Source organism: Betaproteobacteria bacterium (genome assembly GCA_009377585.1).
Classification (GTDB): domain Bacteria; phylum Pseudomonadota; class Gammaproteobacteria; order Burkholderiales; family WYBJ01; genus WYBJ01.
Genome location: WHTS01000014.1, coordinates 17,705 through 43,396, shown reverse-complemented (window position 1 = coordinate 43,396; position 25,692 = coordinate 17,705). Strand labels below are relative to the sequence as shown.

Sequence of the window (25,692 nt, the reverse complement as noted above, 5' to 3'; positions counted from 1 at the left end):
GAGACCGTCCGTGGAGGGGAAAACATTGCGCTCGGCGGTCGAGCAGGACATCCGCGATCTCATAGCAAAGCATGGGCGGATCACGTTCGCCCGGTTCATGCAGCTCTGCCTGTACTCGCCCCAAGGCGGGTTCTACGCGTCCAGAGCGCAACGGATCAGCGCCCACTTCGGCACCTCGGCCATGAGCCACCCGGTTTTCGGCGCCCTGATCGCGCGCCAACTCGAGCAGATGTGGCGCCTGCTCGGCGAGCCTGCCGATTTCCATGTGATCGAGGTTGGTTGCGGCGACGGTGCCTTGGCCCGGTCGATCGTGCAGGCTTGTTCGCGCAGCACGCCCCGGCTGGCCGAGGCGCTTTTCTATGTCGCAGCCGACTACGCGCCTCACTGGCTGCATGAGTCCGATCATGCCGCCGGATGGAACGGTGGAAGCGGCGATCGGATGTCCGCGCTCGAGGCCGATGCGGGCTCGGCCGTTCGCCGCGTGCAGGGGGCAGGACTGAGCGCGTTCCGGCATGTCGTCGGCTGCATCCTGAGTAACGAGCTGATCGACAACTTCCCGGTCCATCGATTCGCCATTCAGGGCGGAAGCATCAAGGAGATCTTCGTCACGCTGGCCGATGACAAGCTCACCGAAGTGCTGGACGAGCCATCGTCGGCTCGCGTCGAACGAAGGCTCGCCGACTTGGGCTTATCCCTGCCCGAGGGGTATCGAGGCGAAGTGAACCTGGGCCTGGAGGACTGGACCGCTCAGATCGCGCGTGCGCTCGACCGAGGCTTCGTGCTGACGATCGACTACGGTCAGCTGGCGGACGACCTGTACGCTCGCGAGAATAGCGACGGTACGCTGGTTTGCTACCATCGACACGCCGCAAGAAACGACCCGTTGCAGGATGTTGGGCAGCAGGACATCACCTGCCAGGTGGACTTCACGTCGCTCATGCGACTGGGCGAGCGGCACGGGCTCGCCACTCTCGGCTACACCCCACAAAGCCAGTTCCTCACGAACCTCGGCTTCTCTTCCTTCGTCGATGCGCTCGAGGAGCAAGGCCTGTCCAGCGCCCGGGCGACGCTGAACCGCATGGCCATGATGGCTCTGGTTGACCCGGAGCAGTATGGCGAGTTGAAAGTGCTCGCACAGGCGAAAGGGCAAGGGCTGAACGTCGATCTTCTGGGATTTTCGAACCCAGTCGCTTATTGAGAATCCGGAAAGTGGCTGACAAGCCGCTTTCCGCACGACGCTCCCCTCTCCCTCCGGGAGAGGGGCTGGGGGTGAGGGAATCGAGCGTCAAGCACTTACCGAAAGCTCGATAGCGTCCGGGAAGTCTAACGTCCGATGGCAAGCACGTTCATCTCGATCGTGGCGAACGCGACCAGCCAGAGCGCCGCATCGTAGGCGTCGAACCATTCGCCGCGCCAGGCCCAGGTAAGCACCAATGCGGCGAGACCGAGGTACAGGACGGCTGCAATCGTCTCGACCACACCGAGGTGGCGTGCAAGGCCTTGTGCGAACCGGACCTTGAATTCGAGCAGAGCCACGACGGCGATCCAGAGCCCCGCATTGGCCGAGTCGAGCCAGTCCTCTTCATTGACATAGCCGATGGCGGCGGCGAGGACCGCCGCGCCCGCAGCCAGCCTCACCGCGTGCACCGCGATCAACGCGCGCCGCGTCGAAAGGCGCGTGGCGTGCGCCGTTTCGAGCTCGAACAGCAAAAGCAGTATCAGCCAGGCCGCGGCGTCGAGTCCTTCGGCGGCGGTTCCGTCAACGGCGAATACGACGGTGTTGGCAATGAGCAGGAGAAACACCCCGAGCTTGAAGCCGGGATACCACCCCGTCGTGACGTGGCGTGGAAGGTCGCGCCGCGGCCCTATGCCAGGGTGTCGACCCTCGCCAGAGTTTCGGTTCGCGCTGATCGGCCCGATCCGCCCGCGCGGCGGAATTCTGGCTAGCTCGGGGACTTGCTCATCATGAGGAAGCCGCAACTGTCCGGCGTGTTGCAGCCCGCGAGCGCCGTTTCGGCCCGCACCGTCACTTGTCGCGCGCCTGCCGTCCCGCGAAGCTGCTCGAGGCTGTCGGAGAAGAGACAAGCGCGGGTGCGCCCGGTGCCGTTGTTGCCGCCGCTGGAAAGAAATGGATGCGGGCCTTCGACCCGGATGTCATCGGCATAGAAGTCGTGCGCCTCGCCCCACTTCACGCCGTGCCACTGGAAACCTTCGAGGAACTGCTGCGTGAAGGTGAGGTAGCCGTCGTAGGGATTGAAGATGTCGACGTCCTTGGGACCGAGACCCGATCCATCCCACATCTTGCGCGCCAGGCTCGCGCAGGCTTCCTGATGCTCCTCCAGCGTCGCCATGCTGCTGCGGCCGCGGCTGCTATTCTGACAATGGTTGAGGACGTAGATCGGCGTTTGCCGCAGATCCTTGGCGCGCTCGGCCGTGGTGAAGACGAAGGCCGCGCAGGTGTTGACCGGCCGGTCGCAATCGTGGACCACCAGCGGTTCCTCGATCACGCGTCCGTTCAAGTATTCCTCGCGCGTGAGTTGATGGGGCTCGTGCATAGCGTAGTATCCCCAGGGCGTCCTCAAGCCGTTTCTGCGCAAGTTCAGACACAGGGGCGCGAGACCGTCGTGGGACTTGCCGTACTTCTTGCAGTATTGCAGGAAGACGAGGAGATTGTTGAACATCGCACCGCTCTGATAGCCCCAGGGGAGCGTGAAGGCGTTGGGGCCGGGGGCTTCCTGGCGGTTGTTCTGCGGATTGTTGTGTCCGTACCGGCCCGCGAGGTTCACCATGGGATACCACACCAGGGCGGTCTCGCATAAACCGTCGCCCACGGCCTGAGCGGCCAGTCCCATCATCGGGCCGATGTAGGGCGCATCGGATTTCAGGTACTTCGCGTTCTTGAATCCGAGCTCACGCTGAATCCATTCCGCCGAGGCTTTGGTCAGGCCGTCCTCGGTGTCGTAGGGTGGGGCGAAGTACGGCCGCGGCGCCCAGGTTTGCTCCGCCCGGGTGTCCGGGCTGGTGATGAGCCCATCGATGTCGTCCAGCGACAGGCCCGCGTCCGCGACGGCTTTGAGGCACGCCTCCTTGGTCAGGCCGCCGCAGCTCCTGTCGAGCGTTACGCCGTCCCAGCGCCGGTCGATGTGAGATTGCCCCCAGCCCACGATCGCGACCTTGCCCCGATGCTCCCAGAGCCCCATGCCTTCGCGATTTCTCATCCAATTCGTGTCGCTCGCCATTTCAGTCCCCCACCATTCAGTGCCCTAGTGCGCTCGTGTGATTCGCCGGTTCATGGCTGGGCTAGCTGGCCACCCGCCATTCGGGGAGGAACTGGCCGCTGCTCGTCTGCTCGAACTTCACTTCCACCGGAGCGCCGACAGGCACCTCGCCCGGCGGCGTGCCCGGAAGGTTGGAGAGGAAGTTGATGCCGGGGTCCTGGTCCAGGGTGATCAGCGCGAAATTGATGGGCTGCGCCGACCGGAAACCCCGGATGCGGGAGTCGCGTATCACGAAATACACGTCGATGTGGCCCTTGCCTGCGACTTCTTTCCATTCCAGCTTGTCGGCCGAGCCGCATTGGCTGCATTTTTGCGCGGGCGGGTAGTGCAGCCGCTGGCAGGCAGTGCAGTTCTGCAACACCAACCGGTGCTTGTTGCAGGCTTCCCAGAACGGCTTGGTCAATTCGTTCGGAACCGGGGCGGGCCGCTCCAAACCAGGGATCGTCGACGACATGGTTTTCCCTTCTCTGGCTGCTGCTACGGTACGCGTCGCCTCGACGGCGCAGGGTCGGTCTCGATTATGTGGAGGGGTCTGCTGCGGGTCAAGGTTGCAGATGGGGTCCACATTCTGTCGGGCGGCATCGCGGAGAGACGCCACGATAGAAGTATCGCGGATGCACCCTCGAACCTGCGTGGCGTCTCTTCCGTTCGGCCGGCGCGAACCATGGTTCTCGAAACCCCGGCCTCACTCCCCAACCCTTCTCCCGGGGGGAGAAGGGAGCGTCCAGTGCCCGCTGGGGCGGGCAGGTTCATGGAAAGCAATATTGAAACTTGCCGTCAATGCTGCGATGCTTCGGCGAAAGCACCGAAACTCGCGCAGGGAGAAACGCCATGAGCACCGAATCCCATCACCACCACGGCCGCCGCGTCGAGGACGTCCGCCTCATCACCGGCGCCGGCAGGTACGCCTCGGACTGGACCGCGCCGGGGCAGCTCTACGGCTTCTTCGTGCGCTCCGACCGGGCGCACGCCGAGATCGTCTCGGTGGACACGAAGGCCGCGGCTGCCTTCCCCGGCGTGAAGCAGGTATTCACCGGCGAAGACGCGGTGCGCGCCGGTTACACCCGGGCGCCGCACACGATGCAGTTCATCGGCAAGAACGGCATGAAGGCGAGGGCCCCGGAGCGCCCGGTGCTCGCGCACAAGAAGGTGCGTTTCGTGGGCGAAGCCGTAGCGCTGGTCGTTGCCGACAGCGCCGACGCCGCTGAGGACGCCGCCGAGCTGGTGGAAATCGAGTATCGCGACCTGCAAAGCGTCACCGATCCGGAAGGCGCGCTCGTCGACGGCGCGCCGCAACTGTCGGACGAGGTGCCGGGCAATCTGGCCTGGGAATCCGAAGTCGGCGACGAGAAAGCCGTCGAAGCGGCTTTCGCCGCCGCCCACCACATCACGCGCGCCAAGATCGTGTCGACGCGCGTGGCGCCGAATCCGATGGAGCCGCGGGCGTGTCTGGTCGCCTACGACGCGCAAACGGAAGCCTATCGCATCCACTCGCCGATGCAGGGCATCACCACGCTGCGCGGGCAGCTCTCGAACTACACCAAGGTGCCGCAGGAGAAGCTCGTATTCGAGGTCGACGATGTCGGCGGCGGCTTCGGCCAGCGCTCGGGCGCCTATCCGGAATACGCGGCGCTCATGATCGCTGCAAAAACGGTGGGGGCGCCGGTGAAGTGGGTGTCCCGGCGCACGGAAGGTCTTCTGACCGACACGCACGGCCGCAACATGATCGCCGACGGCCAGCTCGCGCTCGACAGAGACGGCAAGTTCCTGGCGATGCGCATCGACTGGATCGTCGATCTCGGTGCGTACCTCTCGCCGGGCGCGCAGGGGCACATCCGCAATACAACCAACTGCATGACGGGCGTCTACCAGATCCCGGCGCTGTACGCGTCGTATCGCATTCCGATCACGAACACCACACCGATCGGCGCCTATCGCGGCGCCGGCCGGCCGGATATCGCCTATGCCGTCGAGAGCCTGGTCAACCAGGCCGCCACGGAGATCGGCATGGATGCGGCGGAGCTACGCCGGCGCAACTTCATTCCCCCGTCGGCATTTCCGTACACGTCGCCGACCGGCGGCTCGTACGAGAACGCGGACATGCCGGGCGTGCTCGAAAAGGCGCTCGCGCTCGCCGACTGGAAAGGCTTCGAGGGGCGACGGGCCAGATCGAAGCAAGCCGGCAAGCTGCGCGGGATCGGCATTTCGACCGTCATCGAGAACACCGGCCTCGGCAACGCCCCCGCGGACGAGGTCGAGATCCAGCTCGATGCGAGCGGCACGGTCAGCGTGCTCAATGTCGCCAAGACGCAGGGACAGAGTCACGAGACGACGTTCGCGCAAATCGTCGCCAACGTGCTACAGATTCCGCTGGAGAGAATCAAGATCGTCCAGTGCGTGCCCGGGACGACGCTCAGGGGCAACGGGACCGGCGGCTCGCGCAGTACCGTCGGCGCCGGCAGCGTCTGCCATATCGCGGCACAGAAGCTGGTCGAAGAGGGCAAGCGCCTGGCGGCGCTCGAGCTCCATGTCGAGCCCTCGCAGGTCGACTACGGCAATGGCGAATTCACGTCCGGCGAATCCGATCGTGCCGTGAAGCTCGCAGATCTGGGTAAAGGCAAGACGCTGAGCTACATGGCGGACGGCAAGTTCGGCTCGACGTATCCGAACGGCTGTCACATCGCCGAAGTGGAGGTCGATCCCGACACCGGCAAGACCGAGGTCGTATCGTATTGCGCGGTGGACGACATCGGCGTGGTCATCAACCATAGCGTCGTCGAAGGTCAACTGCACGGCGGCGTGGTGCAGGGCGCGGGACAGGTCTTCGGCGAGCAGGTGGTCTACGATCCGGAGACGGGCCAGTCGCTGACCGCGAGCTTCATGGACTACTACATGCCGCGCGCCGGCCTGATCCCCGGAATTCGCGGCGAAGAACACCCGACGCAAAGCAAGGTAAACCCGCTCGGCGTCAAGGGCGTGGGCGAGTCCGGCTGCACGGCGTCGATTCCGGTGCTCGTCGGCGCGGTGCACGATGCCCTGCGCCCGCTGGGGATCAAGAGCTTGGACATGCCGCTCACGCCCGCCAAGGTTTGGCGGGCGATCCGCGGAGCAGCGCGCTAGAACAAGTCGTCGTTCCCGCGCAAGCGGGAATCCAGGCCGCTGAACTCGGGGGCGCGAGATCGACCCATCGCGCCCGCGGAGCCTGCCTCGAATGGTTCTATCGGGACCGACGGCGACGCCAGCGCGGGAGCTATTCGGGCAGCTTCGTCGACTGCCAGGTAATCATCCGCCATGTGCCGTTCTGATTTTCGTAGACGTCGGTGAACCGCACGCGGAACGAATTCGGCTTGCCGTTGGAATTGACGTTGATGGCCGCCACACCGGTGAGGACGACAGCGTTCCCGACGTCCTGCGCCTTCACCTCCGACGGCACCATCGACGTATAGACCGTCGTCCCGGACTCCATGCCGTCGATCAGGCTCTGCTTGGTGTCCTGGCGCCCGGACGAATGCGTGTAGACCAGACCCTTGCACAGCATGTTCTTGAGCGCTGCCGTGTCCACGTTATGGGAAAGCGGTGATCGAGCGGACTCACCGCAGCGCCGGAATCCGGAACAATCAATGCTATTCTGAGTTTCCGTTGCACGGGAACGACTTGCGGTCGTCTCGCCACTCGATCTCATTTTTGGGAGGCCCCATGAAAGTCTACGACGCGATGGCGAATGCCTTCATCAAGGAAGGCACCACGACGCTGTTCGGTCTGCTGGGCGACGGGCAGATGACCTGGTGGTCCGCGATCTCGAAATATCCGGAGCTGAAGATCATCGATGTGCGCGACGAGGGCTGCGCCGTCACCATGGCCGAAGGCTACGCGATGGCCACCGGCAAGATCGGGGTCGCGAGCGCTACCCAGGGCCCGGGACTCGCACGCATGACGACCTCGCTCATCGTCGCGGCACGCTCGCGCACGCCGGTGGTCGTGTACACGAGCAAGACCGCCCTGAATAACGAACACGTCGTCCAGCACATGAACCAGGATGCGCTGGTGGCCGCGACCGGCGCCGGCTACATCGAGGTGCTGAAGCCGTCCTACGCCGAAGACGCGGTCCGCGATGCGTTCTATCGCGCGCGGCTCGAATCGCGTCCCTACGTGCTGTGTGCGCCGCTCGAGGTGCAGCAGATGGAATGCGATGCCGACGGCGACGACTACCGGCCCTCGAGCGAAATGTTCGCGGGACAGCAGGCGATCCGTCCGGACCTCGAGCGCCTGCGCGAGGCCGCCGGTATCATCAAGGCCGCCAAGAAGCCGGTGATCGTTTTAGGCCGCGGCGCGATGTCGCCGGCGGCGAAGGACGCAGCCAATCGGCTGGCCGAGCGCATCGGCGCGCTGATCGCGACCACGCTGGTGGCCAAGGGCACGCTCGCCGACTCGGAATACTACGTCGGCGTTTCCGGGCTCTTCTCCGCACGCGAGGTGCTGCAGCTGTTCGAGGAGGCCGACTGCGTGATCGCCGTCGGCGCAAGACTGAGCACGCACACCTTGGCGGGCGGCTATCTCTATTCGCAGGCGAAGTTCATCCACATCGACATCGAACCGCACAAGATGATGGGGAACGACCGGAGCGCCGATTGCTATCTCCAGGGCGATGCGACAGCCACTCTGAAGGAGCTGATCGAGCTGCTCGAACGCGACGGCGCCGGCGGCCGCGGCTTCCGCACGGCCGAAGTGCGCAGAATTCTCGCCAACGCGGGACGCGATCCGGCGGAGTTCGAGATCGAGGACGGCACGGTGGATCCGCGCGAGGCGGTGGCCTTGCTGGATGAGAAACTGCCGCCCGACATCCACCTCGTTTCATCCGGCAACGCCCATGCGTGCTCGTTTCGCGTCATGCTGATGAAGCGCCGCCGCGGGCTGCAGATCTTCTGCACTGCGTTCGGCTGCATCGGGCAGGCGCTGTCGACCGCCGTCGGGGCAGCGGTGGGCTTGGGCGGAGCGTTCGTGTGCGTGGAAGGCGACGGCGGTGCGCTGCAAAGCATCCAGGAGCTGGATACCGTGGCCCGCCTGGGTCTCAAGTTCCTGTACGTGGTCGTGAACGACGAAGCCTACGGCGCGGAATACCACAAGCTGCGCGCCCACCAGCGCGACCCGATGCTTTCGTTCGTGAAGTCACCGGATTTCGCGGGGCTCGGACGCGACTTCGGCTGCCGCGGCGCCACGGCACGCACGCTGGACGAATTCAGCACCGCGATCGACGAGTTCCTGGCCGGCACTGGGCCGATGGTGATCGACCTGCGCATCTCGCGCAATGTCATCAGCATTCCGTACCGGCGGCTGCATTTCGGAATGGATGTGTGAGGGTTCATGTTCAGCCGCCAGAAGCCTGAGAGGCGATCTTCTCCAATAACCGGGCAGGTTTCGGCTTCGGAACCCAATCGGGCGGGTTCCAGAAGACGTGCGGGCTGATTTCATCGACGCTCGTGAGTCCGAGCTGAGCCATGACCCGGTCCATCTCGGTCTGGAAAATCTCGAGCGCACGGTAGGCACCGGCTTCGCCAGCGGCGGCAGAGCCGTAGAGCGTAGGCCGTCCGGACATGACCATATCCGCGCCGACGGCGATGGCCTTCACGAGATCCGAACCGCGTCGCGCGCCGCTATCGATGATGATCTTGAGACGGTCGCCTACGGCTCTGCGAACCTCTGGCACCAACTGCAGCGGCGCCGGTGCGCAATCCAGGTAGCGGCCACCATGGTTCGACAGCACGACACCGTCCAGACCGTAATCGGCGGCGATCATGGCGTCTTCGAGACTCTGCAGCCCTTTGACCAGCATGTTGCCCGGCCAGATGTCGCGGATACGCTTGATGTCGTCCCAGCACTGGGTGTCGGGCTTGGTGAGCTCATGGTCGACCAGCTTGTCCGTGAGCTTGCTCGCCAGCTCCGGCGGATAGTTCGCTTTTTTGAACGCGCCGCGTTGGATGTATTGTGGAGCGAGAACACGCAGACACCAGCCGGGGTTGGCGAGGACCTGCGCAATCAGCTTCGGCGTATACCGCAGCGGCATGGAGAAGCCGTTCCTGCGCTTGGACACGTTCTTGAGAACGCGGTTTTTGATCTTGAGCGACTGATAAACGTCGCGGTTATGCTTGAGCGCTATTCCATCCTCCGCCGCGCCGTCGATATACTCGAATATGCCGCGAGGCAGACGCTTCTTTGCCCTCTGGCGAAGGTCTTCGATGTTGTAAGCACCTAGATTTTCACTGGCCATCGCGCGCTCCAATGCTCACTCGTTCAATCCGGGATGAAAGCGACCGCGTCGATCTCGATGAGCGCCCCCTGGAGCAGGCCGGCAACCTGCACGGCTGCGCTCGCCGGCAGGTTCGCTCCGAAGCGCTCGCCGCGCACACGCGCGTACTCGGCGTACTCGTCCAGGCTCGTCAGCCAGGCGGTGATGCGAACGACGTGCTCGAGCGACCCGCCGAGCGCCCGCAGCGCCGTCTCGATCTGGTCGAAGCACCCGTTGGTCTGCTCCGCCAACGAGCCGCCCGAGGCGAGATGGCCTGATACGTACACGGTCTTGCCCGCCCCAGTGACCGCCACCGCCTTGCTGAAGCTGGCGCCCGTGGCGCCTGGAACACGCTCTATGCCCATGTCTGCCACCTGTTCGAGATTGCGAGCGGGTCAGTGTACGATTTCACGCCGCTGCCTGTCGATTTCGCGCTAGCGCCATCGATTAGGAAGCGAACGGTCTGTCTCTCGGCCGTTCCCAAACGACCATTCTCGAAAAGGCGACCAGACATGACCACCAATACCGTCAGACTGCATCGGGTGCTCCGCGCCAAGCCGAAGCGTGTGTACAAGGCGTTCCTGGACCCGGATGCCACGGCCAAATGGCTACCGCCCTACGGCTTCACGTGCAAGGTCCATCACGCGGATGCCAGGGTGGGTGGCAGCTATCGGATGTCGTTCACGAATTTTTCCACCGGCCATGAGCACGCGTTCGGCGGCGAGTATCTGGAGCTTGTCGAAGGCGAGCGTATTCGCTACACGGACCGGTTCGATGACCCGAACCTGCCTGGGGAGATGCGTACCACGGTGTCGTTGAAGGCGGTGTCGTGCGGCGCGGAACTGAGCATCGTCCAGGAAGGCTTGCCGGAGGCCATCCCGGTCGAGATGTGCTATCTCGGCTGGCAGGAGTCGCTCGCGCAGCTCGCAACGCTCGTCGAACCCGAGAACCCTGAATGACGCGTGTTGCTCTCGAACTGCGAGCTCCTGCTACCAGGCTCGGCCGCTGCCGATGCGCAACCGAAGGAGATTGCTCGCTGTTACAGTTCCGCGCGACTATTTCTTCAAGCCGGCTTCGCGCGCCACGCGCTCGAAGTTGACCAGTAGCCCATGAATCAGTTTCTGGTACTCGTCCGGCGGCACGTGCGCCGGAAAGAAACTGATCTTCTCGAACTGAGCTCGTACGTCCGGCATGTCGAGCACGCGGTCGACGTCACGGCTGATCTTCTCGATCACGGCCCGTGGCGTGCCCGCCGGCGCCATCAAGCCGTGGGTTGCATCGCGCTCGAAGTTGGGCAGGACCTCGATCACTGCCGGCACATCCGGGAGCTGCGGCGCGCGCTTTGGCGTCACGACCGCAAGCGGCACGAGCTTCCCGTCGCGGATCATCCCCAGTGAGGGGCCCAAGCCAGGGATACCGAAGTGCACGCGGGCGGTGACGATCTCGATCAGCAGCTCGGGCTGACCCTTGAACGCGACATGTTGTGGCTTGATCCCGGCGGCCATGTTGAACCGTGTGGTGGTCATGTGGGTGCCGCTGCCGGCGCCCGTCGTGCCAAAGAAGAACTTGCCCTCGCGCGCCTGCGCCATCGCAATGAGCTCCTTGACCGTCTTGATCCCCAGCGAGGGCGATACGGCCAGAACGCTCGTCGGATATCCGATTTGCGTGACCGCCACGAAATCCTTGATCGGATCGTACGCAGCTTTCGCCGCCAATAACGCGCTGACTGCGAACGACGACGAGATCATGCTCAGCGTGTATCCGTCGGGAGTCGCTCTGGCCACGGTCGCATTGGCGAGCGATCCGCCCGCGCCGGACCGGTTTTCGTAGACGACCGGCTGCTTCCAGAGCTCGGAGAGCTTCGGGCCGATCGTGCGGGCGGTGAAGTCGGTCGAGCTACCCGGCGAAAAACCGATCACGATGCGCACCGGGCGTACGGGCCAGTCTTGTGCACCCACTGCCGGCTGCGGGAACGAAGAGGCTGCGACAAACCACACCGAGCACCATGCTCCGACGATCAGTCTCACGACACGCCCTCCTTCAAGTGGCCCGGTCGAGCCGAACGGCAGATGGGGCCGGTTACGTACGCTCCTTTACATAGCAGTGCCGGCCGTGAGATCGAGCGTGCATCGGCTCGCGGAATTTCGTGCGTGAAAAGCGAACGGGCGGCGTGACGAACGAGAAACGACGAAGCGCGCAAATCAGGAAATGCGGCTTCGCAGTGTGATGGGGTGTGAGAACCGCTCGTCGGCGCAGATCTGCGCGGCAAGCGTACGTAGGTTACACCTCCTTGGCATGGAACGAAAGGTATGCCCATTGCGCTTCGGGGACCTGTCGAGCCTGGAGCACGCCGCCGGCGCTCGCTTCCAGTGCGCGCCGGCTTGCTGACGTACGCGACCGAACGTTGCGGCAATGTCCTACGCGATCTTCTCCACGGTGGCGCACGGCTAGACGGCTGGCGCCCCAATGCCTTGAAATGCCTCCGCCTGTCGACAAAGGAGCGAAACATGATTGTTCACAAGCGGATTGGCGCCGTGTTGGCGCTATCGTTCGCCGCAGCGTATTGCGTCACCGCGGGAGCCCAGGAGAATTACCCGAGCAAGCCGATTCGCTTCATCATCGGCTTCCCACCGGGCGGCAGCAACAACATCGTCGCGCGCCTCATCGCGCCCAAGCTCACCGAATACCTTGGCCAACAGGTCGTGGTCGACAATCGCGGCGGCGCCAACACGTCGATAGCCACCGCGCTGGCCGCGCAGGCGAAACCCGACGGATACACGATCCTGATGAATGCGCCGGGCCACACCACCAATCCCTCGCTCATCGATAACCTGAGCTACGATTCGATCCGCGACTTCGAGTTCATCACTCAGATCGGCAGGGGTTCGAACCTGCTGGCTACCCACCCGTCGTTTCCGCCGCGTAGCGTTAGCGAGCTCATTTCCTACTCCAAGGCGAACCCGGGGAAGGTCAACTACGGGTCGTCCGGGATCGGCACTTCGGTGCACCTGTCCGCGGAGCTGTTCCAGTACATGACCCAGGTGAAGTGGGTGCACCTTCCCTACAAGGGCGGCGGCCCGGGGATGGTGGCGCTGCTCGCGGGCGAGATATCGCTCTACTTCGGCAACGTGCCGACGGTCATTCGCCATGTTCGCGCCGGCAAGCTGAACGGGTTGGCGACGACTGGCCTGAAGCGCTCTCCGGCTGCGCCAAAGCTCCCGACCGTTGCGGAGAGCGGCGTGCCGGGATACGAGGTCACGAGCTGGTGGGGGCTGTCGGCGCCGGCCGGGACGCCGCGCCCCATCCTGCAGCGGCTGCACAAGGCGACGATCCGCGCGTTGAACGAGCCCGATGTGCGCAAGCTCCTGGAGAGCCTCGGCGCGGAGATACTCGGGACCACGCCCGAGGAGTACGCCGCGTTCATACGCCACGAAATCGACAAGTGGGGCAAAGTCATCAAGGCGGCGGGCATCAAGCGCCAGTGATCGGCCAACAAGCCGCGGCCCGGTTAAACTGCCAGTCGTTTCGCAGCCGGATGCCGGTCGATCCGTGGATAGGCGCTCGATACTCATCTCCGCCGTTACCTTGCTCTTCGCGCCGCTAGCCGTCGCTTCTCGAAGTCGGGCTCGATCGGTCGGGAAACCGACCGCAACGGCCCTCGCGCAGATTTTCGAGCGCGCTGCGGCACTCGATCCTCTCAAGACGGTCATCGTCGCGCACAACGGCGCCACCCTTGCTGAACGCGGCTACCGCGGTACTTCGCTGAGCGCGCCGACCAACATCAAGTCGGTGTCGAAGGCGGTCATTTCGGCGCTCGTGGGCATTGCCATCGCCAAGGGCCTGCTGGAAGGGACCGAGCAGAAAATCGCGCCGCTGCTCAGGAACGAGCTGCCGGCCAAGCCCGATCCTCGCTTGGCGCGGATCACCATCGGTCACTTGCTGTCCATGCAGGCGGGCCTTCAGCGTACCTCGGGTGTGAACTACGGGCGATGGGTATCGAGCGGCAATTGGGTGCGCACGGCACTGGCCTGGCCCTTCGTCGACGACCCCGGTGGACAGATGCTCTATTCCACGGGCTCCACCCATCTGCTTTCGGCCATTCTCACGCGGGTGAGCGGCCGCTCCACGCTGCAGCTCGCCCGCGATTGGCTGGGCCCGCTCGAGGACTTCTCGATCGCTGCGTGGGAGCGCGATCCGCAGGGCATTTATATCGGCGGCAACCAGATGGCGATGAGCACGAGATCGCTGCTGGCCTTCGGCGAGCTCTATCGCAATGGCGGCAGGACGGCGGCAGGCAAGCCATTGATCTCACCCGAGTGGATCGAGCTGTCCTGGACGATTCGCACCCACTCTCGCTTCACCGGCGACGGCTACGGCTACGGTTGGTTTCACCGGCGCGTCGGTGAGCACGCCGTGCATTATGCCTATGGCTACGGCGGGCAGATGCTCTATATCGTACCGTCGCTGGCGCTTAGCGTCGTGATGACTTCGGACGACAAACATCCCGCCGGTCGATCCGGCTACCGCAACCAACTGCACCGCTTGCTGGAGGAGATCGTCGGCGTCGTGGACGCGTACTCGGCGTACTCGTCCGGTCGCGTCGGCCAGGCGGTGATGCGAACGACATGCTCGAGCGCAGCGCCCAGGGCCTGGAGCGCCGCCCCGATCTATCGAGCGTTCCCTATTCCATGACACGCTCGTCCCTCACCCCCAACCCCTCTCCCGGGGGGAGAGGGGAGCGTCGCGTCCGTATTGGACTGTCGTCCAATACGGAACGATCAATAATCGAAGCACCCGTTCGTCTGTTCGGCCATCGAGGTCTGTTCCCGTTTACGGCCGTCCCATTTGCGGTCAACTTTCTCCAGGCCCTGGCGTATGCCAGAATCCGTTCCTGAGCTGCCGAGAAGTCACCCCGGATGCGGGATCGCTTCGCGCTCGCGCCAGATTCCGCAAATGACGGCGTTTTCAATGGAGTAATTGCATGTCGAAAGTCGCAGTCATCGGCAATACCGCGCGTGCGATCGGTGCCGTGTGCGCGTCGGATCTCGCGCTGTCGGGTCACGAGGTTCGCTATGCGGTGTTTGCGGAGCAGAAGGATCAGCTTCCGGCAGTGCGCAAGGCCGGAGGCTTCACCGTCGAAGGCGATCCCAAGCACCTCATCTCCAGGAAAACCGGCTTTGCAAAGCTCGACAGGATCTGCGACACCACTGCCGAGGCGCTGAAGGATGCCGAGGTCGTGCTGATCGAAGTCGACATGCACCAGCTCGAAGACAAGTTCAGCGCCATGATTCCCGAGCTCGCGCGCGGCGCCGTCGTGCACGTTCAAAGCCACGGGTACTGGCCGGCCGCGCGCTTGACGCCGCTGCTGCGCAAAGCGGGTCGCGACGACGTGCTCGTGACCGAAGCGCCCGCGCCGACACATGCTGCGCGGATCGACGGCGCGGTGGTGACGCCCAGGGGGCTGCGCAAGGGGATTCAGATTGCGACGGTGCCGGCTTCTCGGTCGGGCGAGGCGCTCGCAGTCCTGAAGCCCCTGTTCCCCTATTTCGAGGCGGCGTCTTCGGTGCTCCAGACCGGGCTCGAGAACCTGAACCTGATCGTGCACCCGGCGATGGTGCTGCCGAACGTCGGCGCGATGGAGCGCGCGAAACTCGAGGGCAGGAAGTTCGGCTTCTACCAGGAGGGCGTCGTGCCGGCGGCGGGCGTGCTCGGCGACGCGCTCGACGCCGAGCGCAAGCTCGTGTGCGAGGCCTACGGCGTCGCGCACACGCCGATGGCGAAGGCGATCGAGCAGTACTACGGCTACACGAGCAGCACCTTCTACGAAGCGATGCAGAATCCCGTGTACAAGTCTTTCCCTGCGTTTCAGCCCGACATCTGGCGCGCGTGGACAGGGGACGATCTGCCCTACGCCATCGTGCCGTGCGTGCAGCTTGCCGATCAGGCGGGGATCGCGGTCCCGCTGCACCGCGCGTTCGCGCAGATCCTCGGCGTTCTGCTCGGCGTCGATCCGTGGCAGTGCGGGCCATCGCTCGCGGACATGGACCTCGACGGCACGCCGGCGGCAGTGAAGCAGCGGACGTTCGGCTCACGCTGAAGAGGCCAGCCTTCGCCCGCGCATGATCGAGGGAATCAGCGAGCTGCACAACCGCGTGCTCGCGGCACACCGCTCTATTGAGAATTCGCTAAATGGGCGACAACCCTTTTAGCGCTGGACGCTCCCCTCTCCCTCCGGGAGAGGGGCTGGGGGGTGAGGCCGGGAATTCGCGGATCATGGTCCGCGCCGGTCGAACGGCATCGGCCTGTATGCCGATGCGCGCACTGCAAGTGAGGGAATCGAGCGTCAAGCATTTTTCGAAAGCTCGATAGGCCGCGATAGAATGACGCCCAGGTAAGCGATTACCTGACCAAGAACGCCCGGCGCGCATGCCGGACGCAAAGTGATTACAGCACGGGGGAGGAGGATCCATGAGCACGCGTTCTCTGATGGGAGCAGCATTGGCGGCGTTTGCGCTGGTCGCGACCGCGCAGGAGCGGTTTCCGAGTCGCCCGATCACCATGGTGGTCGCGTTTCCGCCGGGCGGCGTCGCCGATACCACCGCCCGGCCGACCGCCGCGGCGATGGAAAAGGTACTGGGGCAGCCAGTGACGATCACCAACCGGCCCGGGGCGGGCGGAGCGGTGGGTAATGCGGTTACGGCGAACTCCAAGCCCGATGGCTACACCATTCTGATGGCGCTCTCGAGCATCTCGGTGATCCCGGCCGCCGATGAGCTGTTCAACCGCAAGCCCGCGTACTCGCTCGACCAATTCGTGCCGATCGCGCTGATCAGCGCGGATCCCACGATCCTGGTCGTGCATCCGTCCCTGCCGGTGAAATCGCTGCAGGATCTCGTCGCGCTCGCGCGCGCGAAGCCGGACGCGCTCACCTTCTCCTCGTCCGGACTCTACGGCGCCCTGCACATGCCGATGGAGATGTTCCTGTACGCCTCGAAGGTCAAGATACGCCACCTGCCGACGACCGGCGGCGGGCCGGCTCTCACGGCGGTGCTGGGTGGCCACGTCGAGTTGACGGCGGGCGGGCCTGCGGCCATCAGCGGCCACGTCAAGTCCGGAAAGGTGCGCCCGATTGTGAGCTGGGGCGCGGACCGCCATCCCTCGTATCCCGACATTCCAACGTTCCGGGAGCTTGGTTACAAGGACGTCGAGTATTACATCTGGGCCGGCCTGGTCGGTCCGCGCGGCATCCCGGACTCGGCGCTGACGGCACTGCGCGCCGCGGCGAGCAAGGCGGTGGAGGATGCTGGCTTCAAGAAATCGATGGCGAGCGTGGGCACGCTCGTGCAGTACAAGGATGCGCCCGAGTTCGGCAAGTATTGGGAGGCCGACGCCAAGCGTCTCGCGCGACTGGTGAAGATCGTCGGCAAGGTCGACGCCAAGAAATGACCGTGAGCGAGAATCGGTGACCGGCAATCCGAACACAGGCGCGGGCGCGCCGGACACGGAGGAGAAGCCCGGGGGTTTGCGCAGCGATCAGTTCTCCGGATTGATGCTGACCGCGCTCGCCCTTTACCTGGCATGGGCGAATCGCGACTACCCTCTGGGCACCCTTGCGGAGCCGGGACCCGGCTACTTGCCGCTCGCCCTGGCGATTTTTCTGGGAGCGATAGGCCTGCTGATCGCGCTCGGCGGCTCGCGCTCCTCGCGCCTCACGGCCATGCAATGGCCCGAGGCGACCCGTGCCGTGGTTGTCGTGCTGGCCTGTGCTAGCGCGACGCTGCTGCTCGAGCCGCTCGGCTATCGCATCACGGTGATCACGCTTCTCATCTTCTTGCTGGGCGTGGTCGAGCGCAAGAACGCGCTCGCGGTGGCGCTGGTGGCGCTGGGATTCGGCTTCGGCTCTTTCTACGTCGTCGGCGATCTGCTGCACGTGCCGCTGCCGCGGAGCCCATGGGGCTTTTGACGTCGGCAAACGCAAGGCGGGAGGCGAAAGGCAAAAGAATGAAGGGCGCCCCGTTGCACGCTTCATGTTTCAGCTTTCAAGAGCGGCGGGTCGATGGGTGAGACGCTGGAAGGGCTGCTGCTCGGCTTCTCGGTTGCGCTCACTCCATCGATCCTGGTTTACGCCTTCGCGGGCTGCCTCGTCGGCACGCTGGTCGGCATGATGCCGGGGCTCGGGCCGCTCGCCGGCATCAGTCTGCTCTTGCCGGCCACGTTCGGATTGAACCCGATTATCGCAATCGTGCTGCTCGCTGGCGTGTATTACGGCGCGATGTACGGCGGCTCGACCACCTCCATCCTGATGCGCATTCCGGGCGAAGCGGCCTCCGTGATGACCTGCGTCGACGGCTACGCGATGACCCAGAACGGGCGCGCGGGACCCGCGCTCGCCATCGCCGCGATCGGCTCTTTCGTGGCCGGCACGGTCGGCGTGATCGGGCTGACGCTGCTCGCGCCGACGCTGGCGCAGTGGGCGCTGCGTTTCGGGCCGCCGGAGTACACGGCGCTGCTGCTGATGGGGCTATTCATCCTCGCCTACATGAGCGGGGGCTCGACGCTGAAGACGCTGGCGATGGCGGCAGCGGGGCTGATGCTCGGCATGATCGGCATCGATGTCATGAGCGGCTACACGCGCTTCAACTTCGGTATGGTCGAGCTGAGCGACGGGGTGGGAATCGTGCCGGTCGCAGTGGGGCTGTTTGGGGTCTCGGAGATCCTGCTGACCGCGGGCGCGACGACAATGCCCCCCGTTCAGCGGCCGAAGCTGCGCGATCTCGTCCCCTCGCGCGAGGAGCTCCGGCGCTCGGTCGGTCCGGTGTGCCGCGGCAGCGTGCTCGGGTTCCTGATCGGCATCATCCCGGGATCGGCGCACATCATCGCCTCGTTCGTGTCCTACGGGATCGAGCGCCGCGTGTCGAAGACTCCGGAGCGCTTCGGCAAAGGCGCGATCGAAGGCGTGGCGGGTCCGGAATCCGCCAACAACGGCGCGGCGAGCGGCGCTTTCGTGCCGATGTTGGCGCTCGGCATCCCCACCAGCCCCATCACTGCAGTGATGATCGCCGCCATCATGGTGCACGGTGTCCTGCCCGGACCGCTGCTGATCCAGCAGCAGCCCGAGCTCTTCTGGGGATTCGTGGCGAGCATGTACGTCGGCAACGTCGTCCTGCTCATCCTCAACCTGCCGATGGTGGGCGTCTTCGTCAACCTGCTGCGCATCCCCTACAGCTATCTCTATCCGTGCATCCTGTGCTTCTGCATCCTCGGCACCTACTCGGTCAGCAACAGCATCACCGACGTGTGGATCCTGCTCGTCATGGGGGTCATCGGCTACGTTCTGCGCAAGTTCGGCTACGACCTTGCGCCGGTGGCGCTGGGTCTCGTGCTCGCGCCGATGCTGGAGCTGTCGCTGCGCCAGTCGTTGTCGATGAGCGCCGGCGACTACGCCATATTCATCGAGCGGCCGATCGCGACGACGATGCTCGCGGCTGGGTTCGTGATATTCCTGCTCGCCATCAAGCCGCTGGTGTTCAAGGGAAAGAAGGACTGGCGCTCGGCGGTAGGCCTCGATGACGAGATATGACGCTCAAATGGCACTCGATTAACGCCCCGTTCGTGCGCGCCGGCAGCGGCGGTTCGGTGGAGCAGCGCGGCAGTGCGAACCGGCAGCGCGGATGGAATGCGCATCCGCCCGGCGGATCGATCGGGTTCGGAAATGCAACACCGAGCTGCGAATCGGGAATACCGAGGCCGGGCTCGGGGGTCAGGACCGAATCGAGCAGTGCCTGCGTATAGGGGTGCTCGGGCTGGCGAAAGAGGCTCTCGGTATCCTTCTCCTCGACGATGCGCCCGAGGTACATCACCGCCACGCGGGTTGCGAGATGCTCGACAACGGCCAGGTTGTGGCTGATCAGAATGTAGGTGACGCCGAGCTCCTTGCGCAGTTCGAGTAGCAAGTTGAGGATCTGCGACTGCACCGAGACATCGAGGGCGGAGGTCGGTTCGTCGCAGATGACCAGCTCCGGACGCATTACCAGGGCGCGCGCGATCGCCACGCGCTGGCGCTGCCCGCCCGAGAGCTGGTTCGGATAGCTGTCGGCATAGCGGCGCGCGAGACCGACCAGATCGAGAATGTCGGCTACGCGCTTCTTCTGCTCGGACGAACTGCCGACGCCATGCACGCGCAGCGGCAACGAAACGATGTCGGCGACCGTCTGGCGCGGGTTGAGCGACGAATACGGATCCTGAAAGATCGGCTGCACCCGCCTTGCCCGCTCGAGTCGCGGAATCGAGTACAGCGGCTGGCCCTCGAACAGAATCTCGCCCGCGGTCGGCTGCAGCAGTCCCAGCAGCATTTTTGCGAGCGTGCTCTTGCCGCAGCCCGATTCGCCGACCAGGCCGAGGATTTCGCCCTTGTCGACGCGCAGGCTGACGCCGTTGACCGCCTTGAGCGTGCGGGCCGTGCGGAAAAGTGCGCGGCCGACACGAAAAGTGCATTCGGCGTCGCGGCTCTCGAGCAGTGCCGTCATGTCGCGCTCGCAAGCTCATCGGGCGACAGAATGCAGCGCGCCGCATGACCTGTCCAATCTTCGACGAGTGCGACCTCGGCTTCGCATGCTTCGCGCCTGAACCCGCAGCGGCTGCGGAAGCTGCACCCGCTCATGCTCCCGATCAAGGAGGGCACCATCCCGGGGATGGAACCGAGCGGGCTGCCGCGCGCGACCTTGCCGGGCACCGGAATGCACGCCATCAGGCCGCGTGTGTAGGGATGGCGCGGCTGCCTGAAAATCTCGGCCGCGGTGCCCTGCTCGACGATCTGACCGGCGTACATCACGGCAACGCGGTCCGCCACCCTTGCGACGATCCCGAGGTCATGCGTGATCAGCACCAATCCCATGCCGAACTCGCGCCGCAATTGCGCGAGCAGGAGCAGGATCTGAGCCTGGATCGTCACGTCGAGCGCCGTGGTCGGCTCGTCCGCGATCATCAGGTCGGGTCCGCACATGAGCGCCATTGCAATCATCACTCGCTGGCGCAGCCCCCCGGAAAGTTGATGCGGGTACTGCGACAGCCGGCTCGCCGCCGCCGTGATCCCGACCTTCTCGAGCAGAAACACCGCCCGCTCGCGCGCCTCGGCACGCGTTGCCCCGCGGTGCCGCACGAGCATCTCGCCGAGCTGATTGCCGATCGTGTACGCCGGATTGAGCGAGGTCATCGGCTCCTGGAAGATCATCGCCATGCGGCTACCGCGCAAGTCGGCGAGCTCGTTGTCGGTCGCCTCGAGCAGATCGATGCCGTCGAACGCAAGCGTTGCCGCAGTGCGCCGCGCCCGCCGGGGCAGCAGCGACATCAATGCGAGCGCCGTGAGCGACTTGCCGCATCCTGACTCGCCGACGATGCACAGCGTCTCGCCGCGCTCGACGGCAAAGGTCACACCGCGAACCGGGTGCAGCATCCCGGCCGCGAGCGGAATATCGACCACCAGGTTGCGCGCCTCGAGCAGTGCGTTCATGCTGCCCGAATGCAAGCGGAGCGAACGCGACGGTCCACGTTCAATTGCGATTCTCCGGCGCGGCGATGTCGCGAATGCCGTCGCCGACCATGTTGACCGCCAGCACCAGCACCGAAAGCGCGATCCCGGGGATGACGATTACCCATGGCTCGAACAGCAGGTGCTCGCGCCCCTCCGCGATCATCAGGCCCCACGAGGGCAGCGGCGGCTGCACGCCGAGCCCGAGGAAGGAGAGCGCCGCCTCCAGCAGGATCGCATGCGCAACCTCGAAGGTAGCCACCACGATCAGATTGTTCAATACGTTGGGCAGCACTTCCGTGAGCACGATGCGCGTGGTCGACGACCCGACAGCGGCCGCCGCCGCGACATAATCGAGCGCGCGCACCTGTTGCGTGGCGCTGCGCATGACGACCGCGTAGCGGTCCCAGAGCAACAAGCCCATGACCATGATGACCGCGGTAAGCGACCCCCCGACCAGCGATACCACCGCGAGTGCGACCAGCACGACCGGCATGGAAAGGCGCACCGCCAGTATGTAGCAGATGACCGAATCCACGCGCCCGCCGAAGTAGCCCGCGCTCACGCCGAGCGCGGCGCCGATGACGCCGGACATGAGCGCGGTGAGCACCCCGATGAGGAGCGAAATCCGCGCCCCGTAGACGACCCGTGCAAGGTAGTCGCGCCCGAGCGCATCGGTGCCGAGCGGATGCGCCCACGAGCCGCCGTCGAGAAATACGGGCGGCACGAGGCGATTGTTCAGGTTCTGAATATAAGGATCGTGCGGCGAGACCAGCGGCGCCGCAAGCGCCAACCCTACGATCAGCGCGAGCACGACGCCGGCGATCACGAAGCTGCGGTGTCCGAGCATGCGCCGCAAACGGATCCTGCCGGGCGCGGGCGTCAGGGCGCGTTCGACATCTTCGATGGTGGCGGTAGCGACGCCGATGCCGTTTGCCATGACGGGGATCCTCAGGCGCCGCGAATGCGCGGATCGAGCCACGCGTTGATCAGGTCGGAGGCGAAAGTGAGCCAGACGTAGAACATCGACACCAGCAGCAGCACCGCCTGCACCACCGGAAAATCCTGCCGGCTGATCGACTGCCAGGCCAGTTGTCCGACCCCCTGCATGGCGAACACCGTCTCGATCACCACCGAGCCCGACAGCATATGGCCGAACTGCACGGACGCGAGCGCGACCACCGGAATGGCCGCGTTGCGCAAGGCATGCTTGAACAGAACCGTGCCGTGCGTCAGACCCTTGGCATAGGCGGTGCGGATGTAATCGGAGGCGAGCACTTCGAGCATCCCCGAGCGCGTGAGCCGCATCACCGCCGGGGTGGAGTAGTAGCCGAGCACGAAGCTCGGCAGGACGAAGTGCATCCAGGTATCCGCGCCACTGATCGGCAGCCAGCGCAGGATCAGCCCGAACAGAATGATCAGCAGCAGCCCGAGCCAGAACGTCGGCAACGCCTGGCCAAGCACGGCAAGGGTCATCGCCACCCGATCGATGAGCGTGTTCGGCCGTAGCGCGGCGAGGACTCCGAGCGGAACGCCGATCACGAGCGAGATCACCAGCCCCCAGCATGCGAGCGTGAGCGTGATCGGCAGGCGCTGCTCGATCAGCGTCCACACCCTTTCCGGATAGTAGAACGACTTGCCGAAGTCGCCGCTCGCGGCGCTGGATGCCCAGTCCCAGTACTGCGTGATGAGCGGCCGATCGAGACCGAGCTGGGTGCGAATGCGCTGGATGTCCTCCCCGCTCGCCGACTCGCCCGCCATCGCCGTGGCCAAATCGCCCGACACGCGCAACGCCATGAATGCGACGAACGATACCGTCAGCGCGACCAGAATGGCGATCAGCAGCTTGTGCGCGGTGTACTTGAGCATGTCGTGCTCCCGCTCATTGTTGCCTCGCCCGATTTGGATACCCGATCGCCTCGGGCGCCGCATCGACCCGCAGCGCGTTCGTCATGGCGCGGGGCGAGACGCCGATTTTCTTCCCGCCTCGTCGGAAAACCGCACCGGAAACCTGGGGCGCTACTTCCAGCTCGTGCGGTACAGGTGCGGAATCTCGTCCGGTGTCGGCTGAAACTGCAGATCCTTCGTCATCGCATAGAAATAGGCGTAGGAGAAAAGCGGCAGCCAGTATGCATTGCGCGTGATGATCGCGTGCGCCTCGTCGTAGAGCGCCAGGCGCTTGGCCGGATCCACTTCGGTAGCGGCTTTGTTGAGCAGCTCCGCCACCTTGGGATCCTGAGTCGTATCGTCGGGGCCCTTGCCGAAAAAATAGGCGGTCGAACGATCCACGTCGTTGATCGAAGAAGAGCCCCAGGCCATGAAGTTCATCGGCACCTCGCCCTTGCGCACCTTATCGCGCAATGTCGAGTATTGCAGCCATTGCAGCCTGGTCTTGATCCCGACCTTGGCGAGGTCGCCCATGATGGCTTCCGCGAGCTGGCGGTCGCGATAGCCGTAGAAGTCGATCTCGAAGCCGTTCGGATAGCCGCCCTTGGCGAGCAGCTCCTTCGCCTTTGCCGGACTGTATTCGTAGTGGACCGCGCTCTTCGAGGCGCAGCCGAACTGGCTTGGATAGCAGGCGAGGTCGACCACGCTGCCGCCGCCCATGAGCTGTTCGACGATCTGCTTGCGGTTGACCGCGTGCGCGATCGCCTGCCGCACTTCGAGTTTGCGCAGCGGCTCAGCCATCGGTCCGGGCCTGCCCGTGATGTCGAACTGCAGGTAGCCAAAGCGCATGGTATCGCCAACCATGACGTGCAAGCCCTTGCGCCCCTTCAACTTCTGCGCCATGTCCTTGGGGACGCGCCAGATGAAATCGGCATTCCCGGCGAGCAGCTCGGCAACCTGCGTGTTGTACTCGGGCACGATGCGCATGACGATCTTGTTGATCTTCGGCTGTCCGCGCACGCCCCCGAAGTAATTCTTGTTGCGCTCGAGCACGATCTGATTTCCGGGCGAGACCTCCGTCACCCGGTACGGGCCGGTGCCGATCGGCTGCTTGCTCATGCCCTCGGAGCCATGGGCCTTGGTATAGGCCGCCGGGTAAATCGGCACGTTCGCGACCAGGTACGCCATGGCCGGCGCGAACGGCTTCGTGAGGTGCAGGCGTACGGTGTACGTATCGACCTTCTCCGCCTGCTTGATCCAGTTCGTGCGCGAGCGCGACGCCACCTTGGTGTTGGCCGGGTCGTTCTGCCAGTTGACGGTGTAGACCACGTCGTCCGCGGTCAGCGCATCACCGTTGTGAAACGTCACGCCCTGGCGAAGCTTGACCTCGATCGTGGTCGGATCGACGTAGGCGACCGGAGGTGGCGAGATGCGGCTTGACCTCACCGGTTTTCGGATCCTGCTCGAGCAGCGTGTCCCAGATGTGCTTGGAGAGCCACAATGGCGAACCTCATCATGCGCTTGCAAGTCGGGGGAGCGCAAGCCTGGTTCGGTCCTTGCGCGCGCCTGCAAGCCGAGACGCAGAAGTGGGGCAAGGTCATCCGGGACGCAGGCGTCACGGCGGAGTAGCGCAAGGCGTTGGGCGCCGGGGTTGCGTCTTGCCAGCGTGACCCCGGCGTCGACTACGCCCGATCCCGATTCGATCAGTCGAGACGGATCCCCGCCGCCTGCACGACCTTGCTGTAACGCGCGGTCTCGGCGCGGATCAGCGCGGTGAACTGCTCGGGTGTGGTTCTTCTCCCTTCGGTCGCTGACTGGATATTCGTGGTTCTGCGTACGCGATGTTACCCGACTCAGCGCGTACCTTTCACGGCCCAGGCGCGAACCGTCAGGAGTATTTCTCCGTCCGGGCTGGTGGGAAGCCGGCGCTCGAGCGCCTCACGCAGCTCCGCGCGCGCGTCGGGGGTCAAAGACGCGCAGTACTTCGGTGCCGATCCGGTACCGCCAAGGAACGGCGTCCAGTAGTCATCGAAGCTCGCGAACGCAGCCGGAATATCGATGCTTCGTACCTCGACCTCGGTCAGACCCGCATCCTTGAATAGCGCCGATAACGGACCCGGCCCGCAAATTGGCGCCTTGGCCCCGTCATCGAACTCGCGTGCTTTGACATCGAGCTCGCTTGCCGCATCGAAGAAGTAGCGCATGATCTGCATGTGACCCGCATAGTCCCAGACGTACGAGGCAACGGTGCCGCCGGTAGCAACAACCCGTCTCATCTCCGCCACGGCTTTGGGCTTGTCCGCAACGAAGTTGAGGACAAGTCCCGAGACCGCCGCGGAGAACGCATCGTCTTCGAGCGGAATGGCCTCGGCGCTGCCTTGGCGACAATGAAAACGCGGATCGGGCAACTGCGATCGGGCGACCTCGACGAAGGCCTCGGAAGGGTCGATGCCAACGACCCGGCTGGGAGTGCAGTCGCCGAGGATGGCTGAGCTCAGCACACCGGTTCCGCAACCTATGTCGACCCAGCCCCTGTCCGGCGGAAGCGAAAGCCAATCGAGAAAGTGAGGCGCTATGCGTCGACTCCACCGGCCCATGTACTTCTCGTACGCGTCGCCGCTGGCCCATAGACCGACATTCGCGTTGGACATCGACTCTCCTTCGCCAGTTACACTGACCCCTTTATGCCATTCGTGCGCTCGCCCGAGGATGCGCGC

Annotated in this window: 23 protein-coding genes; 10 read left to right on the top strand and 13 right to left on the bottom strand. The window is 64.7% G+C overall.

Annotated elements, in window-relative coordinates:
- Positions 1-10: 10 nt before the first annotated feature.
- Complete coding sequence (locus GEV05_07300; protein ID MPZ43190.1) at positions 11-1,198, top strand: hypothetical protein; 1,188 nt, start codon at positions 11-13, stop codon at positions 1,196-1,198.
- A 125-nt stretch (positions 1,199-1,323) separates the two neighbouring features.
- Here the strand turns inward: GEV05_07300 and GEV05_07295 are convergent, their stop codons facing one another.
- The 3 genes from GEV05_07295 to GEV05_07285 all read right to left on the bottom strand — a co-directional run bounded on the left by GEV05_07295 (position 1,324) and on the right by GEV05_07285 (position 3,711).
- A complete protein-coding gene (locus GEV05_07295) occupies positions 1,324-1,803 on the bottom strand; it encodes a hypothetical protein (GenBank protein ID MPZ43189.1) in 480 nt (159 codons plus the stop codon).
- Between the two features lie 140 nt (positions 1,804-1,943).
- Positions 1,944-3,218 (bottom strand): hypothetical protein, encoded by a 1,275-nt coding sequence (locus tag GEV05_07290; GenBank protein MPZ43188.1) that lies wholly within the window; start codon positions 3,216-3,218, stop codon positions 1,944-1,946.
- A gap of 82 nt (positions 3,219-3,300) precedes the next feature.
- Positions 3,301-3,711 carry a hypothetical protein gene (locus GEV05_07285; protein MPZ43187.1) on the bottom strand — a complete coding sequence of 137 codons (411 nt, stop codon included), beginning with the start codon at positions 3,709-3,711 and terminating at the stop codon, positions 3,301-3,303.
- A gap of 347 nt (positions 3,712-4,058) precedes the next feature.
- On the opposite strand from GEV05_07285, the gene GEV05_07280 reads away from it, so the two are divergent.
- On the top strand, positions 4,059-6,398 hold the full coding sequence (locus GEV05_07280) for a molybdopterin-dependent oxidoreductase (GenBank protein MPZ43186.1): 2,340 nt from the start codon (positions 4,059-4,061) through the stop codon (positions 6,396-6,398).
- A gap of 130 nt (positions 6,399-6,528) precedes the next feature.
- On the opposite strand, the gene GEV05_07275 is transcribed toward GEV05_07280, so the two are convergent.
- A complete protein-coding gene (locus tag GEV05_07275) occupies positions 6,529-6,960 on the bottom strand; it encodes a DUF4440 domain-containing protein (protein ID MPZ43185.1) in 432 nt (143 codons plus the stop codon).
- A gap of 14 nt (positions 6,961-6,974) precedes the next feature.
- Between GEV05_07275 and GEV05_07270 the strand changes: the two genes are divergently transcribed.
- Entirely contained in the window at positions 6,975-8,633 is a 1,659-nt protein-coding gene (locus tag GEV05_07270; protein MPZ43184.1) for a thiamine pyrophosphate-binding protein, read from the top strand.
- A gap of 10 nt (positions 8,634-8,643) precedes the next feature.
- Here the strand turns inward: GEV05_07270 and GEV05_07265 are convergent, their stop codons facing one another.
- Together GEV05_07265 and GEV05_07260 are read right to left on the bottom strand one after the other, a co-directional pair.
- Positions 8,644-9,543 carry a hypothetical protein gene (locus GEV05_07265; GenBank protein MPZ43183.1) on the bottom strand — a complete coding sequence of 300 codons (900 nt, stop codon included), beginning with the start codon at positions 9,541-9,543 and terminating at the stop codon, positions 8,644-8,646.
- Positions 9,544-9,566: 23 nt separating this feature from the next.
- Positions 9,567-9,926 (bottom strand): RidA family protein, encoded by a 360-nt coding sequence (locus GEV05_07260; protein ID MPZ43182.1) that lies wholly within the window; start codon positions 9,924-9,926, stop codon positions 9,567-9,569.
- A 147-nt stretch (positions 9,927-10,073) separates the two neighbouring features.
- On the opposite strand from GEV05_07260, the gene GEV05_07255 reads away from it, so the two are divergent.
- Entirely contained in the window at positions 10,074-10,520 is a 447-nt protein-coding gene (locus tag GEV05_07255; protein ID MPZ43181.1) for a polyketide cyclase, read from the top strand.
- Positions 10,521-10,616: 96 nt separating this feature from the next.
- Here GEV05_07255 and GEV05_07250 read toward each other — a convergent pair whose 3' ends face one another.
- Positions 10,617-11,630, bottom strand: a complete 1,014-nt coding sequence (locus tag GEV05_07250; GenBank protein MPZ43180.1) for a tripartite tricarboxylate transporter substrate binding protein — start codon at positions 11,628-11,630, stop codon at positions 10,617-10,619.
- 438 nt (positions 11,631-12,068) lie between these two features.
- On the opposite strand from GEV05_07250, the gene GEV05_07245 reads away from it, so the two are divergent.
- The 6 genes from GEV05_07245 to GEV05_07220 all read left to right on the top strand — a co-directional run bounded on the left by GEV05_07245 (position 12,069) and on the right by GEV05_07220 (position 19,141).
- Positions 12,069-13,046 carry a tripartite tricarboxylate transporter substrate binding protein gene (locus GEV05_07245; GenBank protein ID MPZ43179.1) on the top strand — a complete coding sequence of 326 codons (978 nt, stop codon included), beginning with the start codon at positions 12,069-12,071 and terminating at the stop codon, positions 13,044-13,046.
- Positions 12,913-14,253 carry a serine hydrolase gene (locus GEV05_07240; GenBank protein ID MPZ43178.1) on the top strand — a complete coding sequence of 447 codons (1,341 nt, stop codon included), beginning with the start codon at positions 12,913-12,915 and terminating at the stop codon, positions 14,251-14,253. Before GEV05_07245 ends, GEV05_07240 begins: the two co-directional genes overlap by 134 nt.
- A gap of 289 nt (positions 14,254-14,542) precedes the next feature.
- Positions 14,543-15,658, top strand: a complete 1,116-nt coding sequence (locus GEV05_07235; protein ID MPZ43177.1) for a hypothetical protein — start codon at positions 14,543-14,545, stop codon at positions 15,656-15,658.
- A 371-nt stretch (positions 15,659-16,029) separates the two neighbouring features.
- Positions 16,030-17,007, top strand: coding sequence for a tripartite tricarboxylate transporter substrate binding protein (locus GEV05_07230; protein ID MPZ43176.1), 978 nt, complete (start codon positions 16,030-16,032; stop codon positions 17,005-17,007).
- A gap of 16 nt (positions 17,008-17,023) precedes the next feature.
- The gene (locus GEV05_07225) at positions 17,024-17,524 is read left to right on the top strand and encodes a hypothetical protein (GenBank protein MPZ43175.1); all 501 of its coding nucleotides are present in this window, start codon (positions 17,024-17,026) and stop codon (positions 17,522-17,524) included.
- A 93-nt stretch (positions 17,525-17,617) separates the two neighbouring features.
- The gene (locus GEV05_07220) at positions 17,618-19,141 is read left to right on the top strand and encodes a tripartite tricarboxylate transporter permease (protein ID MPZ43174.1); all 1,524 of its coding nucleotides are present in this window, start codon (positions 17,618-17,620) and stop codon (positions 19,139-19,141) included.
- On the opposite strand, the gene GEV05_07215 is transcribed toward GEV05_07220, so the two are convergent.
- The 6 genes from GEV05_07215 to GEV05_07190 all read right to left on the bottom strand — a co-directional run bounded on the left by GEV05_07215 (position 19,089) and on the right by GEV05_07190 (position 25,626).
- Positions 19,089-20,087: an ATP-binding cassette domain-containing protein gene (locus GEV05_07215; protein ID MPZ43173.1), complete on the bottom strand. Its 999-nt coding sequence runs from the start codon at positions 20,085-20,087 to the stop codon at positions 19,089-19,091. The two genes, GEV05_07220 and GEV05_07215, sit on opposite strands and share 53 nt — an antisense overlap.
- Positions 20,084-21,070 (bottom strand): ATP-binding cassette domain-containing protein, encoded by a 987-nt coding sequence (locus GEV05_07210; GenBank protein ID MPZ43172.1) that lies wholly within the window; start codon positions 21,068-21,070, stop codon positions 20,084-20,086. Before GEV05_07210 ends, GEV05_07215 begins: the two co-directional genes overlap by 4 nt.
- Positions 21,071-21,110: 40 nt before the next feature.
- Positions 21,111-22,028 carry an ABC transporter permease subunit gene (locus GEV05_07205; protein ID MPZ43171.1) on the bottom strand — a complete coding sequence of 306 codons (918 nt, stop codon included), beginning with the start codon at positions 22,026-22,028 and terminating at the stop codon, positions 21,111-21,113.
- Between the two features lie 11 nt (positions 22,029-22,039).
- Complete coding sequence (locus GEV05_07200; GenBank protein MPZ43170.1) at positions 22,040-22,957, bottom strand: ABC transporter permease subunit; 918 nt, start codon at positions 22,955-22,957, stop codon at positions 22,040-22,042.
- Positions 22,958-23,107: 150 nt separating this feature from the next.
- Complete coding sequence (locus GEV05_07195) at positions 23,108-24,853, bottom strand: ABC transporter substrate-binding protein (protein ID MPZ43169.1); 1,746 nt, start codon at positions 24,851-24,853, stop codon at positions 23,108-23,110.
- A complete protein-coding gene (locus tag GEV05_07190; GenBank protein MPZ43168.1) occupies positions 24,829-25,626 on the bottom strand; it encodes a methyltransferase domain-containing protein in 798 nt (265 codons plus the stop codon). Before GEV05_07190 ends, GEV05_07195 begins: the two co-directional genes overlap by 25 nt.
- Positions 25,627-25,692 lie beyond the last annotated feature (66 nt).